We start from the raw sequence: 16,584 nt of genomic DNA, 5'->3' as shown, positions 1-16,584 counted from the left end.
CCCACTCCTACTGATGCGCCCGAAGTAAGCATTAAAACATTGTAACGGCAAGCGATTGCCAGACATGGCCGTTGACCCACTCCTCCTGATGCGCCTGAAATACGCATTAAAACATTGTAGCTGCAAGCGATTGCCAGACATAGCGGTTGCCCACTCCTACTGATGCGCCTGAAATAAGCATTAAAACATTGTAACTGCAAGCGATTGCCAAACATGGCCGTTGCCCACTCCTACTGATGCGCCCGAAATAAGCATTACAACATTGTAACTGCAAGCGATTGCCAGACATAGCCGTTGCCCACTCCTACTGATGCGCCTGAAGTAAGCATCAAAAACAACGCACCTGTCGTTCACTGATATACGCCTCTCATTACCGACACCGGCTGTCAAAGTAAAGTCCCGGCAAACGCCCGCGCAGCATCGCTATCACTCCATTTTCAAACTCTTCACCGGATTAGCTACCGCCGCCTTTATAGCCTGATAACCCACGGTCAGCCAGGCAATCACTTCGGCACTGAGAATGGTTAACAGAAATATTCCCACACTGATGTTGATCCGGTAAGCAAAATGCTGCAGCCAGTAATGCATGAAATAATAAGCTAAAGGAGCCGCAATCAAAAAGGCTATACCAATCAGCAACGTAAACTCTTTGGAGAATAAGTAAACAATATGGATAACCGAGGCGCCCAATACTTTTCTGATGCCCACTTCTTTGGTACGCTGCACCGCCATAAAGGAAACAAAGCCGTACAAACCAAGACAGGAAATAAATACGGCAATACCTGCAAATAACTTGTACAACTGTGAAAGCGCGCTTTCCTGCTTGTAAAAGCTGGCTATCGCATCATCGAGAAACTGATATTCATAGATAAACTCAGGATAAGTATTGCTCCAAATCTTTTCTATGGCGGCCAACGTTTGATTCGCATGCTGTGGCTGTACTTTTATGTTGACCAACCGGTACATCATTTTCTGCGGACCCAGTATCATCGGTTTCATCTCCGTTTGCAGCGAGCTGCTGTGGAAATTTTTTATTACCCCTACAATCGGCGCTACCAGCCCACCATCCCACAGATTTATTTTCTTACCGATCATCTCTTCCGGATGGGTGAACCCCAGCTTTTTAGCCATCAACTCATTTACTACAAATCCACTCACGGTATCAGCCTGCCGATAGGGCGCTCCGGCAATGAACTGCATGTTATACGTTTTAAAATAATCAACGTCTGCCCATTTTAGTTCAGCCTGAAATCCCGGTTTTTTAACCTCGTTATCAAATTTAAAATCGCTGTCCCAACTCGCCTTGTCCATCGGACTAAATGCACTGAGACTGATACTCTTCACCCCTGCCTGCTGTTGCAATGCGGCTTTTAATACTGCTACTTTCCCACGTGCCGTATCATTGGCAAGCGGAACAGTGATGATCGCATCTTTATCAAATCCCAGCGCCGCATGTTGAAAGAAATTCATTTGTCCCACCACGATGAGCGTTCCGATAATCAACGTCTGCGCTACGGTAAACTGGAAAACCACCAGTGCTCTTCTCATGGAAAGTCCGCCTGCGGCCCTGGCGGCAAACTTGCTTTTCAGCACGGCAATGGGATTAAAACCTGATAATACAATGGCAGGATAAAAGCCCGACAAAAATGTAACAACGATTACCATCCCACACAAAAAAGCCAGCAGAGGAAGACGGAACTGGACCTTCAATGGTGTCTGCAACAGCTGATTAAACAACGGCAATACCAGGAATACCAACACGATGGCTATCACGGCTGAAATAAGTGTAATAAGAAAAGTTTCACCCAGAAACTGAATAATCAATTGTTTTCTGCTACTGCCCAAAACCTTTCTGACCCCTACTTCTTTTGAACGGTTGACGGCCTGCGCTGTAGAAAGATTAATAAAATTAACACACGCGATCACCAGCAGGAATAAACCGATTAAACCCAACGCCGTAATCAATTGTTTACTGAAAGTGCGACCGCTATAAGTGCCAAACCGGCTCTCATAGTGGATGTCGCGTAAAGGCTGTAACAGATAGGCCTGATTCGCTGCTTCAGCAGGCGCATGTCTCTTTACGAAGTCTTTGAGGTTGTTATCGAATTGCTGCGCCGACATACTTTCCGACAGTACCGCGAAGGTATTTAACGATCCGTCCTGGCTCAGCCAGTCGGTGGCAAGATCTTCATGCACGGAATTTTTAAAGGGCAATACCACCTGCATGGGAAAGTCAGTATTGGCCGGTGTATTTTTCAGAATACCTGTTACCTTACAAACCTGGTCATTGTCATACTTTATGAATTTACCCATCGCGGCATGCCAGTCTCCAAAATACTTCTCCGCTGTTTCCTGCGTCAGTACAACGGTGTTGGGTGCTGACAACGCAGTTTTTGCGTTGCCTTCCAGAAATGGAAAATGGAAGATGTCGAAAAACTCCGTGTCGGCAAAGAAGATGTTCTCCTTAAATTTTTTTTGTGTGGACCTGGCATTATCATCCAGCACAGTTACCTGTTTATCCCGCCTGGCATAGATGCGGGCAGTATGCTCCAGTTGCGGATATTCCATTCGCAGGGCTTCTGCCACCGGAACAGCGCTGGCCGTGGAATAATTGATACCCTCCGGCGTTTGGGTGACCGATACCACCCGGTAGATACGTTCCTTGTTGTGATGAAAATTGTCGAAACTGGTTTCATATTGAATTAACAGGAAGATAAGCAGGCAGGCCGCAATCCCTACTGCCAGTCCAATTGTATTAATAGCCACATAGGATTTGTGGCAGCGTATATTTTGCCAGGCGGTTTTCAGATAATTTTTAAACATAACAGGCGTATCATTAAAAGTTGAGCAACAGAACGAACCAGCCGCGCCAAAAAAATGCCACTTAGTTATCAATCTGTAAATCAATAACATGTAAATATTAAAAAATAATAAATGTACGTTTTTGATACACTAATTGTTCGTTTACAGGAGGGTACACCGGTCGCGTCCTACCCGTTTTATCCTTTCCGGCCTTATCATGAAAAACCATTTCCAGAAGCTGCCTACACCTTATATATGCAGAGGGGTCATCCGCTGTAACCCGCAGTAAATAAGGGAAAAATATATTTCTCCCCTCTTTTTTGAAAATTTCATCAATAAAATCATTCTTTTTTGCAACGGCAGAAAAAACGAGGCCACTGCGTCCATCATTTCATCAATCTGCTCAATCGCCTGTCCGCAGGGCATTTTGACGGATGAAAAATTATATCCATTTTTACATCCTCAATCTACATCACGATGGTACTCCGTCATTCACTGTTCAGCATCAACCTGACAGATTATATTGCGACCAACTTCAACACTTCTCCTCCAACCTGCTAATTTACTTTCCGGGCAAACGATCGGCTGTTAACGGCATGTAATAATGCCGCCTGACTATTGCTATGCAACTGTACTCACTGTGCTGCCACTGCATTACCGTGCGCTGTCCGTAAATTCCTGATGCACATACCTAACATCTAATATCAACAACAATGGAAAACACCCCTGTATTAAAATGGGCATTGCTCATTGGCCTGCCTATTCTATGCCTGATTATGTACAAAGTCATTCTTCGTATATTCTTTGGCGTTGTCATTGTACCAGAAGACCGTATTGGTCTGGTAACGAAAAAATTTGTGCTGTTTGGCAAACAGGAATTGCCCGAAGGCCGCATCCTGGCTACTCACGGCGAGGCCGGCTTCCAGGCGCAAACACTGGCCCCCGGCGTATATTTCTGGAAATGGATGTGGCAATATGCCATCACCTTTCAGCCCTTTACTATTATCCCCACCGGCAAAATAGGACTGGTGCTGGCTAAAGATGGGGCAGAACTGCCTACCGGCACTATCCTCGCCCGTAAAGTCAACTGTGACACCTTCCAGGACACCGTGGCCTTCCTTGAAAGCGGCGGCTGCAAAGGCCGGCAGACAGCCATCATCACGCCTGGCTCCTACCGTATTAACACCTTCATCTTTGAAGTGGAAATCACCGATATGATATCCATCCCGGAAAATGCGGTCGGCATTGTGACCACGCTGGAAGGACAAGCCCTGGAAACCGGTGCTATCGCAGGTAAAACCATCCCGGAACACAACAACTTCCAGGACGTAGATGCCTTCCTCGAAAGAGGCGGCTACAAAGGGTTGCAGGAGCAGGTGATCCTCGCAGGTTCCTATTTTATCAACCCCTGGTTCGCAAAGATGGAAATCGTGCGCATGACGGAAATAGCCATTGGCCACGTAGGCGTAGTGATCTCCTTTGTGGGTAGTGACGGCGTAGATATCAGCGGCGCTGAATTTAAACACGGTAACATCGTGGCGAAAGGCACCAAAGGCGTATGGGCGGAACCGTTAGGTCCGGGTAAATATCCGATCAACCCCTACATCATGAAAGTAGAACTGGTACCTACTACCAACCTGGTGCTCAACTGGGCCTCTGCCAGAAGTGAAGCACATCAGCTTGATAAAAACCTCTCCACCATCACCGTACGGAGCAAGGACGGTTTTACCTTCAATCTCGATGTATCGCAGATCATCCATATTCCTACTACGGAAGCCCCGAAAGTAATTGCCCGCTTTGGTAACATGAGCAACCTCGTTACACAGGTACTGGAGCCTACCATCGGCAACTACTTCCGTAACTCTGCCCAGGGCTCTGATGTGATCAGCTTCCTGACCAGCCGTAAAGAAAGACAGAACGCAGCGAAAGAACACATCGGCCAGGTGCTGGACCAGTACAACGTTTTCGGTGTGGACACCCTTATCGGTGATATCGTGCCGCCGGAAAGCCTGATGAAAACGCTGACCGACCGTAAAATCGCAGAGGAACAAAAAGTGACCTACGAAACACAGCGCCAGGCACAGGAAACACGGCAGTCGCTCGAAAAAGAAACTGCTGTTGCCGAAATGCAGAAAGAAATCGTGAAGGCCGATCAGGGCGTACTCATCGCAGAAAAAATCGCCGACGCCTCTGTGAAAAAAGCCACCGGTGACGCTAACAGCGTACGCCTGCAGGCCAACGCGGAAAGTGACAGAATGAAACTGCTGGCCAGCGGTGAAGCGGAAAAAGTAAGGCTCCTCGCCAAAGCGGAAGCCGACCGTACAGAATGGACAGCCCGGGCTGAAGCAGAAAAAATATCTCTTACCGGTAGAGCAGAAGCGGAAAAAATTCTGGCTATCGGTCAGTCCAGCGCAGAATCCTATAAACTGGCCGTAGAAGCCATGGGTGGCGAAAACTTCACCAAATTAAAAGTGATGGAAGCTATCGGAAGCCAACATATCCGCATCATGCCGGATGTGCTGATCGGTGGCGGCGAAGGCGCCAACGGCCCTATCAGCGGTTTACTGGGACTGAAATTACTGGAAGAAATATCCAATAAACAAACGACGATACCCAACACTTCTCCTTCCGCCGATTCAGAAAGTAAATAAAGCTATCGTCCCTATACCCACTTTCACCATTCATGTTACCCTAAAAAGGCCGTCTCGATGACGGCCTTTCATTTTGGGATTTTTTGATTTACGATTTTTTGATTTAAAAACGCAGCGGAGATTTACCCGAATAACAGGAGAATGCGGCTATGCTTTAAAATCAAAAAATCGCAAATCAAAAAAATCGTAAATCATTATGCTTTGTTGTCTATACTAAATGGCCCTGCCCCAAAATAAGCAATCAGCAACGCGCCGCCTATCAACGCCACATTTTTCATAAACATAGCCATCTGCATCTGCGCGGTCATAGGATCAGCAATACCCCAGAACTTGTGCATGGCAAACGTTACCGGAACCAGGAATATCACCACCAGCCATGCCCCGATCCTGGCCTTGTAGCCCAGCAATACGCTCAAACCGCCTACCAAAGAGAGCAGTCCCGCCAGGCGGACCATAATATTAGCTGCCGGCACACCGGAAGCTGCTGCATAATCGGCGCCGGCACCGCCTACGTGATTGATACCCGACATTACAAAGATGAGCGCAAACAGGATACGCCCTAACAGTGGAACAATTTTCATAGTGAACAGTTTTATGATATACAAACGTATAGATATTCAAGAATGTTTTATAGATGAGTTACCGGAAGGAAAGCGCTAACCTCTGGGTTAGCGTCCGGCGAAGTTGTATATTTATGGTTTGAAACAAAAACAGGCATCTATGCGGAAAGAAAACTCCACTAATGCGATCAATGAGCGGATACTCAACGGCTTATGTCAGACAGCCCACACCCTTTCTGTGATCGGCGGACGATGGAAACCCACCATCCTCTGGCGGCTGCTGGAAGGCAAAATGCGTTATCACGAACTGAAAAAATCTATATCCGGTATATCCGAAAGGGTGCTGGTATTACAATTAAGGGAGCTGGAAAACGATCAGCTGATAACACGGATCGTTTATCCGGAAGTACCGCCCCGGGTGGAATATGAATTAACCCCACTGGGACGGTCACTCGAAAGTTTATTGGAGCATATGTGCAGCTGGGGTGAGATGCATCGCGACGCCACCCGTCAGGCGGGAGAACTGGCGGTCAGCAAAAACTAGCCCTTCAGGCCGGCATCTTCCAACGCACCCATCGCCAATGCGGTCCAGTCAGCATCTTTCACGTCCCGCGCTACCACGGTCATGAGCCGGGACTGCACCAGCTGGGCCAGTGGCATCGGAGTATGTGACCGGGTGGCGGTCTGCAACACCAGATTCATATCTTTTAATCCCAGCGCCGCACCAAACGCCGGATTGCCGACATACGTACGATCTACCACCATCGCGCCATAACCGCGGAAAATGGGTGACGCAAATAAAGTGGTGGTCAGCATTTCGTAAGCCACCTTCGCATCTACGCCGTTTTTCTCTGCCAACGCAAAAGCTTCTGCCATCATCTCAATAGCCCCGGCAATCATGAAGTTGCCCATCAGCTTCAGCACATTGGCACTTCCCACATCTTCACCTAAATCAAAAATATTCTTAGCGAATCCAGCCTCCAGTAAAGGCCTTATCCTTTCTTTCGCTGCAGCAGGGCCGGATATCACGGCGTTGCCCACTTTTGCCGCCGCCGCTTCCGGACGGGCAAACACCGGCGCCGCCACGTAGGTCACCCCCTGCTTTTGATGATGCGCCGCCAGCGTACGCGACGTATCCGGTGAAATCGTACTCATCGACGCATGAATACCGCCAGCGCCCAGGGCTTTCATTAGGTCATCGTTCGCTACGCTCTCTACGGCCTTATCATCGGCCACAAGGCTCATCACAATGCCGCCCGGTGTTGCCGCCGCCGCAGGACTATCTACCAGCTCCGCCCCCAATGCCTCCAGCGGGAGTGCTTTCTCACGGGTACGGTTATATACTTTTACATGATAACCTGCCTTCAACAGGTTGGTAACAATCGGCGTCCCTAAATTACCGGCCCCTATAAATCCAATGGTTTCCATACTTTAACAAGATTTTTGAGGAAAGTTATCGATTATTGTTAACTTATACCATAACCCGCTAAATACCCTTTGCCTTGAAACGTACACTGCTGTTACTGCTATGCTGCTTTGGCGTGATCGTCCACGGATTTTGTCAACTCACTAACAGCCCCCAGCGCAGTCCGCGGCACCGTGGCGGAATTACGTATAGACGTTACGGTCAATGCAGAGGCAGACTATGTGACGATCGAAGTGCCTATCCCTGACCAAAGGCCGGCATACCTTTACCGTGTCTCTGCTGCCGCGCTACAGTGGCAGCTATCACCTGAATCCGGCAAAAGCGTCTATGATGTATTTCCCGACATTTTTCGGTCGCACCGGGATGAAGCGCATCCTAATCACCGGCAAATAAATTATATTAGTAAAAGCGTAAAACAGCTTCCACCATGAAAACGATCCAACAATGGCTGGATGACTATGGCACCAGTCATCGCAACGAGACCAACAAGCTCATTCACTGGATTTGTGTACCGGCTATATTCTTCAGTATCGTGGGCTTTTTATATGCTATCCGTATTCCGCTACCGGGCACCGCGATGGTGCTCACCGTGGCGCAGATAGCGTTGGTGCTGCTCATTATCTACTATGCGCGGCTGTCCGCGTCGCTCGCGGTAGGGATGACCATCATCGGCATTATCTGTCTGTGGTTATGGCGGCTTATTGCGGCCAGCAGCGCACCCGTCTGGCTGGTGGCCCTCATTATCTTTGTGGTGGCATGGATTGGACAGTTCATCGGCCATAAGATAGAAGGCGCCAAACCCAGCTTCTTCAAGGACCTCCAGTTCCTGCTGATCGGTCCCGCATGGTTACTGAGTTTTATCTACCGGAAAGCAGGCATCAAACTATAATAAAAAAGGGCCATATGGGATTTTTTTCTTAAATTAAAGAAAAGCCCCCCATATGCACCTCAAAATCCTGTTTTTTCTAACCGCGATCCTGTTATGCACCCGTGCATTCAGCCAAAATCAACATGTTACCGGTAAGGTAACAGACGCTTCCACCGGCAGCCCCCTCGAAGGTATCACCGTCAGAATCAAGTCTGTTGCCAAAGGCACACAAACCAACAAAGACGGTATTTATCAACTGGACGTTCCCGCAGGCGCGAGCCTGGAATTTAGCGCCATCGGATTTAATACCGTGGAGACTAACGTTAACGGCCGTACGGAAATTAACATCCAGCTGGTTTCCACGGCCACCGAACTAACGCAGATTGTATTAGTCGGCACCCGCGGCGGCGGCCGCGCCAAAACGGAAACGCCGGTGCCGGTAGACGTGATCAGCGTTAACCAGGCAGGACTGCCCAGCGCTAAAATGGAACTGACATCCCTGCTCAACGCAGCAGCGCCCTCTTTCAATTACAACAAACAAAGCGGCAGCGATGGCGCTGACCAGATAGACCTGGCCACCTTACGTGGACTGGGCCCCGATCAGACGCTGGTGCTCATCAACGGGAAAAGACGGCATCAAACAGCCTTTGTGTCCGTATTCGGCACCCGCGGCCGCGGTAACTCCGGCACAGACCTGAACGCCATCCCCGAATCGGCCATCGACCGGGTGGAAATACTCCGCGATGGCGCCTCCGCACAATATGGCTCCGATGCCATCGCCGGCGTTATCAACATCATCCTGAAAAAAGATGTCAACCACCTGACTTTCAACACCGGTTACGCCGGTTACTACGACCATCAATACAATACCTACTTCAAAAAGGATTTACAACAATATCCCCATACCGGCGCCATAGATGGCAACACCGTTACCCTGGGCGCCAACTACGGCGTCCCCATTGGTAAACACAACGGATTTATTAACTTCTCCGGTAACTTTCTGCGGCAAGGTAAAACCTTCCGCCAGGTACTGGACACCAATCTCAACAACGCCAACAGCCTGCCGATCAATACCGGTCGCCGCGCCCATGGCGACGGCTCCGTTACCTCCGGAGGTGGCATGATCAACATGGAAGTACCGGTAGGCAGCAGCAGCACCACCGTGTATGCCTTCGGCGGCTATAATTACAAGTCGTCTGACGCCTACGCCTATACGAGAACATTCCACGGTTTCAATCCGCTCTCCAGCGGACACACCGACCGGTTTCCCACAGACCCCGGCGGCAGTCTTATATTTTACCCGGGCATTATGGAAAGCATCCCCACCCCCGGCAACGTACCCGACACGGTCTTCAATCCCCACATACAAACTCATATCCAGGACCTCTCACTCGCTGCAGGCGTGAAAGGCAGCACCGGCAACAACTGGAAATGGGACCTCAGCAATACTTTCGGCAGGAATGACTTCCGTTTCTTCGGTGATAAAACGTTTAACGCCTCACTAGGCGCCAGCACGCCCACTCATTTTAAAGATGGTGGTTTCTCTTTCACCCAGAACACTGCCAACCTCACTTTCTCCAAAGATATCCCACACATCGGCGAAGGGTTTAACCTCGCCATCGGCGCAGAATACCGCTATGAACAGTACCGTATATACGCCGGTGAGGAAGCCTCTTACACCAACTACGACCCTACCTTCAATAAAGCCACCGGCGCACAGGGCTTTCCCGGCTATCGCCCTACCGACGAGGTGAAAGCAGACCGCTCCAATTTCGCGGGATTCGTAGACGCTGAATGGGACATCACTAAAAAATTCCTGCTGGGTGGCGCGGTAAGAGTAGAAAACTACAGCGACTTCGGTTTTACCAGCAACTATAAACTGGCCGCACGCTTTAAAGCAGCACCAGGATTTAATATCCGCGGTTCCGTCAGCACCGGCTATCGCGCCCCTTCCCTGCAACAGATCAACTACAGCTCGCAATTCACCAATGTGCAGGGCGGCCGTATCACCGAAGTGAAAATAGCGCCCAACAACAATCCCATCACCAAAGCCGCCGGCATCCCGGACCTGAAACAGGAAAAATCCGTTAACGCCAGCCTGGGCTTCTCCCTTAAACCCGTCTCCAATCTTACCATCACCGTAGATGGTTACCTCGTAAAAGTGAAAGACCGCATCGTGCTCTCCGGTCAGTTCAATGCCGGCGACGCCACCCTCGATAAAGAATTTCAGGACGCACTAAAAGCCCTGCATATCGATAATGCTCAGTTTTTTGCCAACGCCGTTAATACGACCAACTATGGCCTCGACATGGTGGTTGACTACAATAAAAAGTGGAACGACCAACATTTCCGGGTGCTGTTTACCGGCAACATTCAACATATGAACATCGACAAAATCAATGTGCCCGATAAACTAAACGACAGCTACCTTCACCGGGGCGAATTTTTCAGCGAAAGAGAACAACATTTTGTGCTGGCTTCCGCCCCTCCGGCCAAACTGGGCCTCAATGTGGAATACGGCATCAAAAAAGTCAGTGTAGGCGCCCGCGTTACCTACTTCGGTAAAATTGTATTGCTGGGCTACGGCTTCGCCGGCGACCCCGCCAAAGAAGGTACCGGCCTGCCCGGCGACCCCAATCTGGCTGGCACCGGCATCAGTCCGCTCGTAGCGCTCGACAAAGATGGTACCCTGGTACCCGAACAGTTCAACTACAAAGGCAAAGCCGTTACCGACCTATATGCCAGCTATCGTTTCTCTTCCCACATCAGCTGGTTCCTGGGCGCAGACAATATCTTCAATGTGCATCCCGATCTGGGTTATGTGCCCGGCGCAAAACTCTCTGCCTACGACGGCGAAACAGGCGGTCCCTGGGACGCGGTGCAGATGGGCTTTAATGGCATGCGCATCTTTACAAAAATTGCATTGAGCTTTTAAAAATCCTCCCAGATCCCCAGGGCTCATGCCCTGGGAATCTGGGAGGATTTTTTGTATTTTCCCCCCATGAAGGCAAGAGAGCAGTTTCCGGTATTGGATATCAGGGCATTTCAGGGCGAACAGCAGGATGCCTGTAATTTCCTGTACCACGAAATCCGCGGAGAGCGACTGATTGAAAAGCCGCACAAACATGACTTTTTTGTTTTTCTGCTGATAGAAAACGGAAGCGGTACCCATGCTATTGATTTCATTGATTACAACGTGGCGCCTTATCAGGTCCACCTGCTGTTCCCGGACCAGGTACACAAATGGGAGTTCAGCAGGAAGATGGTCGCTCATCAGCTGATGATCAGCCGTCCTTTTTTTGAAACCTTTTCCAATGCGCTGCAATTTCCTTTTGCCTTGTATCAGCAGCATCCGGTAATCGATCTGACGGAGGAGAGTTTCCACAAACTATTTTACGAATTCCGGGCTATACAACAGGAACTGGGACAATCACCTGTTTCCCGGGAGATCGTTCATCTCCGTAGCTGCCTGATTGCCCAGCTGGTTACCCGTGAAGCAGAGCGTAAGTTCGACGATCTGTTGGTATACCGGGCTAAGCCAGCCCTGCAAAAGTATCATGCGCTGATCGACCAGCATTATAAAACAGAAAAGTCTGTCGCCTTCTACGCCGGTCAACTCAATATCTCCCCTAATTATCTGAATATCCTCTGTAAAAGACATTTTCACCTACCGGCCACGTTCCTCATACAACATCGGGTCATCCTCGAAGCCAAGCGCCAGATACAGGCTTCCGGAAAATCAATCAAAGAGATCGCTTTTGATCTCGGGTTTAATGATCTCTCCTATTTTTCCAATTTCTTCAAAAGCCAGACGGGCATTTCACCCCGACAATTCAGAGATCAGTTATAAAACTTACAAGTTCTGGCATAATTCATCCATCATTGCATGCGTCCCTCGTTTTATTTTTGCGTAAAACGATCATATCATATGGCTTCTTCTATTTCGCGCAAAGATTTTCTCAAGCACTCTTCCATATTACTGGCCGCAGGTGGCAGCCTGTTGACCAGCAACGCTGCCGGCGCCACTGCCAGCGAGACACACGCCGCTGCCAGCACCGGCAAAAGTTTCACCCTGAAAAATGTACGGCTGGAAACAGGCTTCCAATATGAAGAAGGAGAAGTGACCGGTACCACCACTGATCTTTTTACCCTCGACATCAGCCATGGGAAAATAACATCCGTATTGCCTAACCAGCCCGGCGCCAAAGCTGTGGATGCCAAAGGGTGGCTGCTGCTGCCGGCATTCCGTGATATGCATATCCACCTCGACAAAACATTTTATGGTCTCCCCTGGAAAGCACACCTGAAAAAGAACAAGTCTGTAAAAGACATGATCGCCTTTGAACAACAGGTGATACCCGAGCTGTTGAAGACATCTACTGCCCGTACCGGGCAACTGATTGAACTGCTGCAGTCCAAAGGCACCAGCTTCGCCAGAAGTCATGTCAACATAGAACCTACCTCCGGATTAAACTCACTTAAAAATCTGGAGAAAGCGCTGGAAAATAAAAAAGACGGTTTCTCCGCGGAACTGGTTGCTTTTCCGCAGCATGGCATCTTCTATACCCCTTCCGCAGCACTGATGAAAGAAGCCGCCAAAATGGACATCGACTATATTGGTGGCCTGGACCCGTACAGCATCGACGGCAGCATAGAAAAGCACATGGACTTTGTAGTGCAGCTGGCGTTGGACCACCACAAAGGCATCGACATCCATCTGCATGAAGCAGGCGAGTCAGGCGTCAAAACTATCGAATACCTGATCAATAAAGTCAATGAAAATCCGGTGCTGAAAGGTAAAACCTATGTCAGCCATAGTTTTGCGCTGGCAAAAATGGATAATAAAAAACTGGAGGAAGTAGCTGAAAAACTGGGCAACGCCCGTATTGGTATTATGACCACCATTCCTTTCGGCAGCACGATTATGCCGATTCCTACCCTGTACAAATACGGCGTGGACGTACAGGCCGGCAACGATTGCATCATTGACCACTGGAGCACTTTCGGTTCCGGCAGTGTTCTGCAGAAAGCCAACCTGATGGCTCAACTGTACGGCTACCGTACCGAGTTCGATTTGTCCAGGTGCCTGAAGATAGCCACCCACAATATTCTCCCGCTGGATGACAAAGGTACCCGCCAATGGCCTAAAGCAGATGATGCGGCAGATATGGTCCTGGTAGATGCCAGCTGTTCAGCCGAAGCGGTATCCCGCATCTCCCCTGTGAAGTCGCTGATTCATCAGGGTAATATCGTCTTCTGATTTTCCTTCTCTCTATAAATGTTGTAGAAAAAAATAAAGCCCCGATGAATATCGGGGCTTATTTACCTAAACCTACAACTGTTACACTGTTATTGCAACAATAATTTTATGTCGAAAAACGAGACCGTTAGTGCATCGCTGACGGATCCAGTTTTGCAGCTTTCTTAGCTCTTACCATCAGTACAAACGGGATACAGATGAGGAACATCAGTCCCAGGTACAGGAACACGTCCATGTAAGACATGACAGCGGCTTGTTTGGCGATGCTGTAGTCCAGTACCTTGTATCCGCTTCTGACAGCAGTACCGGCGTCCATGCCTTTGGCGGCGAAGTTGTGTGCCAGGCCGTTAACACGGTTCATGACGTCCGGGTTGTTGGTATCCAGTTTAGATACCAGGTCGCTTCTGTGCACCATGTTCTGACGGGCCATAAAAGTGGTGATCAATGCCACCCCGAAGGAACCGCCGAGCTGACGCATCATACCGGTGAAGGCCGCACCCTGACCAATCTGTTGACCTTTCAGGGACGACAGCGCCAGTGTGGTGATCGGGATAAAGAGCAGGCCCATACCTACCCCGCGCACGATCAGCATCCAGAAGAACGCATCCGCGCCGGTATCGGAAGGGGTAATAATCAGATATCCCCAGAAACTATAGACAAAGAACAATAACATTCCCAATGCCACCAGATACTGTTGCGGCACCCCTTTCTCCAGCAGCTTACCGATGATCGGCATCATGAAAGCGGTAGTCAGTGCCGCCGGTATCATCAGCATACCAGACTGGGTGGCGGTCCATCCCAGCGTACTTTGGGTGTACAACGGAATGATGAACGTAGAGCCATAAAGGCCGAAGCCCAATATAAACGAGAGGATGGTACCTACCCTCAGGTTCCCGTTCTTCAATACCCGCAGTTCCACGATCGGGTTCTTATAGGTCAGCTCGCGCCAGATGAAGAAAAACAGGCCCAGGGCGCTCATCACAGATAAGAGGGTGATAGTAGGATCACTGAACCAGTCATCTTCCTGCCCACGTTCCAGTACAAACTGGAGACAACCTACGGTGACGGCGAGTAATATGATACCCAGAAAGTCGATCTCATTGATGGCCTTCTTCTCCGCATATTTCGGGCTGCGCACGAACTGTAAAGTCAGCAGGGTAGCGATCACACCGATAGGGATGTTGATATAGAAGATGTAAGGCCAGGAATAGTTATCGGTAATATAACCACCCAACGGAGGACCCAGTGTGGGGCCGATGATGACACCGAGGCCATAGATCGCCTGGGCAACACCGCGTTTTTCGGGAGGATAACTTTCTGTAATAATTGTTTGTGACGTTACCAGCAGTGCACCTCCTCCGAGGCCTTGTATGAAGCGGAAGAGTATCAGCTCCCACATGGCTGTGGCGTTACCGCAGAGGAAAGAGGAAACGGTGAATATGATGACTGAGGCAGCGAAGTAGTTACGGCGGCCGAACTGTTGGGATAACCAGCTGGTCATCGGTACAATGATTACGTTACCGATGGCATAGGCGGTGATCACCCAACTGATCTCACTGAGTGTGGCGCCCATGTTGCCACGCATGTCGTTCAAGGCCACATTCACGATAGTGGTATCCACGATTTCAAGCAGCGCGCAGAAGATAGCGGTGATCGTGATGATCACCCTGCGTGAGCCGTATTCTACCAATGATTCTTGTTGCATGCAGCGATTTATTTTGAATGAATGCAGGTTGACCAGGAATTAATAATCAAGCCGGTGGTTTCCTGTCTTTGAGGTCTTTTGTTGAAGCTGATGGTTTCCGCCGAAAATATCTGGACCGGTTCAACTATTAACCCCTGGTCATGATGCATTCATGTATGATTAGTTGAGATGCACGTCTACCAGTACGTTCATGCCCGGGCGCAACCTTTTGATCAGTTCATTGTTCGGGTCATCGAATTCGATTTTCACCGGGAGACGTTGTACTACTTTTACGAAGTTACCGGAAGCGTTGTCCGGAGGCAGCAGGGCAAACTTAGCGCCGGTAGCTGGTGAGAAGGAAGTCAGTTTGGCTTCCAGCGGCGTGCCGGGGAACGCGTCGATATGTACGGTCACTTTCTGGCCGAGTTTCATTTTTTCCAGCTGTGTTTCTTTGAAGTTGGCGACTACCCATGGAGCAGTATCCATTACCACGCTGAAGAGAGACTGGCCGGCAGAAATATATTGACCGGGCTGCACATATATTTTGGATACAACACCATCTTCCGGCGCGGTGATCACGGTGTAGGACTGCACCAGTTTAGCGTCGTCCACATCGGTTTCACGTTGTTTGATAGCGGCGTTGGCCAGATTGATCTGTTTAGCTGTCGCGCTGCTTTGGGAAGTCACCACAGAAGTCTGACGGGCAGCTGCTGCTTTCTGTCTTACCAGTACATCGAGCTGGCGTTCAGCGGTTTGTTTGGCAGCCAGTGCCTGTTCGTATTGTTGCTGGGTGATGGAGTGATCTTTGATCAGGTTAGCATAACGCTCATAGTCCTGATTGGCTCTCCAGATGTTCACCTTCGCGGCTTCGATCTGTGCGTCGATAGTGCTGACGTTAGCCTGTGCGGTGCTGATGCCTGTTTCCGCAGCGCTGGTGGTAGCTTCAGCAGCACCCAGATTAGCTTTTGCGGTACCCAGGGCATTTTCCGCCTGTTGTACTCTGATAGCCTGGTCACGGTCGTCGAGCACCACGAGGGTATCGCCTTTTTTCACGTGTTGGTTATCTTTTACTCTTACTTCTTTCACAAAACCTGATACTCTCGGAATGACGGGGCTCACATTCGCGTCGATCTGCGCGTTGTCTGTTTCTTCGTGGTGCAGACTATGGATGTATTTGGAGATACCGAACGCGCCGCCACCCAGTACCAGAGCGGCCAGTACGATCACGAACCCTTTGCTGCGCTTTTTAGGCGCGGATGTTTCCTGCATGGTAGATATATTATTCGTAGCTTTTGTTTGCGTTTCCACAGCTTTGTAGTTTATTGGTTTGTTG

The 16,584-nt window shown here is 49.5% G+C and carries 11 protein-coding genes; 6 read left to right on the top strand and 5 right to left on the bottom strand.

The genetic code is table 11. The features are described from left to right. Positions 1-426 precede the first annotated feature (426 nt). Positions 427-2,823 carry an ABC transporter permease gene (locus tag ICL55_RS00340; protein ID WP_188094063.1) on the bottom strand — a complete coding sequence of 799 codons (2,397 nt, stop codon included), beginning with the start codon at positions 2,821-2,823 and terminating at the stop codon, positions 427-429. A 692-nt stretch (positions 2,824-3,515) separates the two neighbouring features. Between ICL55_RS00340 and ICL55_RS00335 the strand changes: the two genes are divergently transcribed. Then, on the top strand, positions 3,516-5,453 hold the full coding sequence (locus ICL55_RS00335; protein ID WP_188094062.1) for an SPFH domain-containing protein: 1,938 nt from the start codon (positions 3,516-3,518) through the stop codon (positions 5,451-5,453). A gap of 194 nt (positions 5,454-5,647) precedes the next feature. Here ICL55_RS00335 and ICL55_RS00330 read toward each other — a convergent pair whose 3' ends face one another. Next, positions 5,648-6,034 carry a DoxX family protein gene (locus ICL55_RS00330; protein WP_188094061.1) on the bottom strand — a complete coding sequence of 129 codons (387 nt, stop codon included), beginning with the start codon at positions 6,032-6,034 and terminating at the stop codon, positions 5,648-5,650. A gap of 139 nt (positions 6,035-6,173) precedes the next feature. Between ICL55_RS00330 and ICL55_RS00325 the strand changes: the two genes are divergently transcribed. Beyond that, positions 6,174-6,557 carry a winged helix-turn-helix transcriptional regulator gene (locus ICL55_RS00325; RefSeq protein ID WP_188094060.1) on the top strand — a complete coding sequence of 128 codons (384 nt, stop codon included), beginning with the start codon at positions 6,174-6,176 and terminating at the stop codon, positions 6,555-6,557. On the opposite strand, the gene ICL55_RS00320 is transcribed toward ICL55_RS00325, so the two are convergent. Continuing rightward, complete coding sequence (locus ICL55_RS00320) at positions 6,554-7,441, bottom strand: NAD(P)-dependent oxidoreductase (RefSeq protein ID WP_188094059.1); 888 nt, start codon at positions 7,439-7,441, stop codon at positions 6,554-6,556. The genes ICL55_RS00325 and ICL55_RS00320 overlap by 4 nt on opposite strands. 425 nt (positions 7,442-7,866) lie before the next feature. Here ICL55_RS00320 and ICL55_RS00310 point away from each other — a divergent pair, with 425 nt between their 5' ends. From ICL55_RS00310 to ICL55_RS00295, 4 genes are all read left to right on the top strand, one after another. Next, positions 7,867-8,328, top strand: coding sequence for an Mpo1 family 2-hydroxy fatty acid dioxygenase (locus tag ICL55_RS00310; protein WP_188094057.1), 462 nt, complete (start codon positions 7,867-7,869; stop codon positions 8,326-8,328). Between the two features lie 52 nt (positions 8,329-8,380). Then, a complete protein-coding gene (locus ICL55_RS00305; RefSeq protein WP_188094056.1) occupies positions 8,381-11,242 on the top strand; it encodes a TonB-dependent receptor in 2,862 nt (953 codons plus the stop codon). 66 nt (positions 11,243-11,308) lie between these two features. Beyond that, the gene (locus ICL55_RS00300) at positions 11,309-12,157 is read left to right on the top strand and encodes an AraC family transcriptional regulator (protein WP_188094055.1); all 849 of its coding nucleotides are present in this window, start codon (positions 11,309-11,311) and stop codon (positions 12,155-12,157) included. A 78-nt stretch (positions 12,158-12,235) separates the two neighbouring features. Beyond that, a complete protein-coding gene (locus tag ICL55_RS00295) occupies positions 12,236-13,567 on the top strand; it encodes an amidohydrolase (protein WP_188094054.1) in 1,332 nt (443 codons plus the stop codon). A 127-nt stretch (positions 13,568-13,694) separates the two neighbouring features. Here the strand turns inward: ICL55_RS00295 and ICL55_RS00290 are convergent, their stop codons facing one another. Together ICL55_RS00290 and ICL55_RS00285 are read right to left on the bottom strand one after the other, a co-directional pair. Further along, a complete protein-coding gene (locus ICL55_RS00290) occupies positions 13,695-15,272 on the bottom strand; it encodes a DHA2 family efflux MFS transporter permease subunit (protein ID WP_188094053.1) in 1,578 nt (525 codons plus the stop codon). 159 nt (positions 15,273-15,431) lie between these two features. Continuing rightward, positions 15,432-16,559 (bottom strand): HlyD family secretion protein, encoded by a 1,128-nt coding sequence (locus tag ICL55_RS00285; protein WP_343067666.1) that lies wholly within the window; start codon positions 16,557-16,559, stop codon positions 15,432-15,434. Positions 16,560-16,584: the final 25 nt, after the last annotated feature.

The organism is Chitinophaga varians (genome assembly GCF_014529945.1).
Taxonomy (GTDB): domain Bacteria; phylum Bacteroidota; class Bacteroidia; order Chitinophagales; family Chitinophagaceae; genus Chitinophaga; species Chitinophaga varians.
This window is presented reverse-complemented; position numbering and strand designations above follow the sequence as displayed.

Bases quoted from the DNA above. Each gene is read 5' to 3' on its own strand.
- ICL55_RS00330 (WP_188094061.1), bottom strand. From the start codon at position 6,034: ATGAAAATTGTTCCACTGTTAGGGCGTATCCTGTTTGCGCTCATCTTT.
- ICL55_RS00325 (WP_188094060.1), top strand. From the start codon at position 6,174: ATGCGGAAAGAAAACTCCACTAATGCGATCAATGAGCGGATACTCAAC.
- ICL55_RS00340 (WP_188094063.1), bottom strand. From the start codon at position 2,823: ATGTTTAAAAATTATCTGAAAACCGCCTGGCAAAATATACGCTGCCAC.
- ICL55_RS00300 (WP_188094055.1), top strand. From the start codon at position 11,309: ATGAAGGCAAGAGAGCAGTTTCCGGTATTGGATATCAGGGCATTTCAG.
- ICL55_RS00335 (WP_188094062.1), top strand. From the start codon at position 3,516: ATGGAAAACACCCCTGTATTAAAATGGGCATTGCTCATTGGCCTGCCT.
- ICL55_RS00310 (WP_188094057.1), top strand. From the start codon at position 7,867: ATGAAAACGATCCAACAATGGCTGGATGACTATGGCACCAGTCATCGC.
- ICL55_RS00295 (WP_188094054.1), top strand. From the start codon at position 12,236: ATGGCTTCTTCTATTTCGCGCAAAGATTTTCTCAAGCACTCTTCCATA.
- ICL55_RS00290 (WP_188094053.1), bottom strand. From the start codon at position 15,272: ATGCAACAAGAATCATTGGTAGAATACGGCTCACGCAGGGTGATCATC.
- ICL55_RS00320 (WP_188094059.1), bottom strand. From the start codon at position 7,441: ATGGAAACCATTGGATTTATAGGGGCCGGTAATTTAGGGACGCCGATT.
- ICL55_RS00305 (WP_188094056.1), top strand. From the start codon at position 8,381: ATGCACCTCAAAATCCTGTTTTTTCTAACCGCGATCCTGTTATGCACC.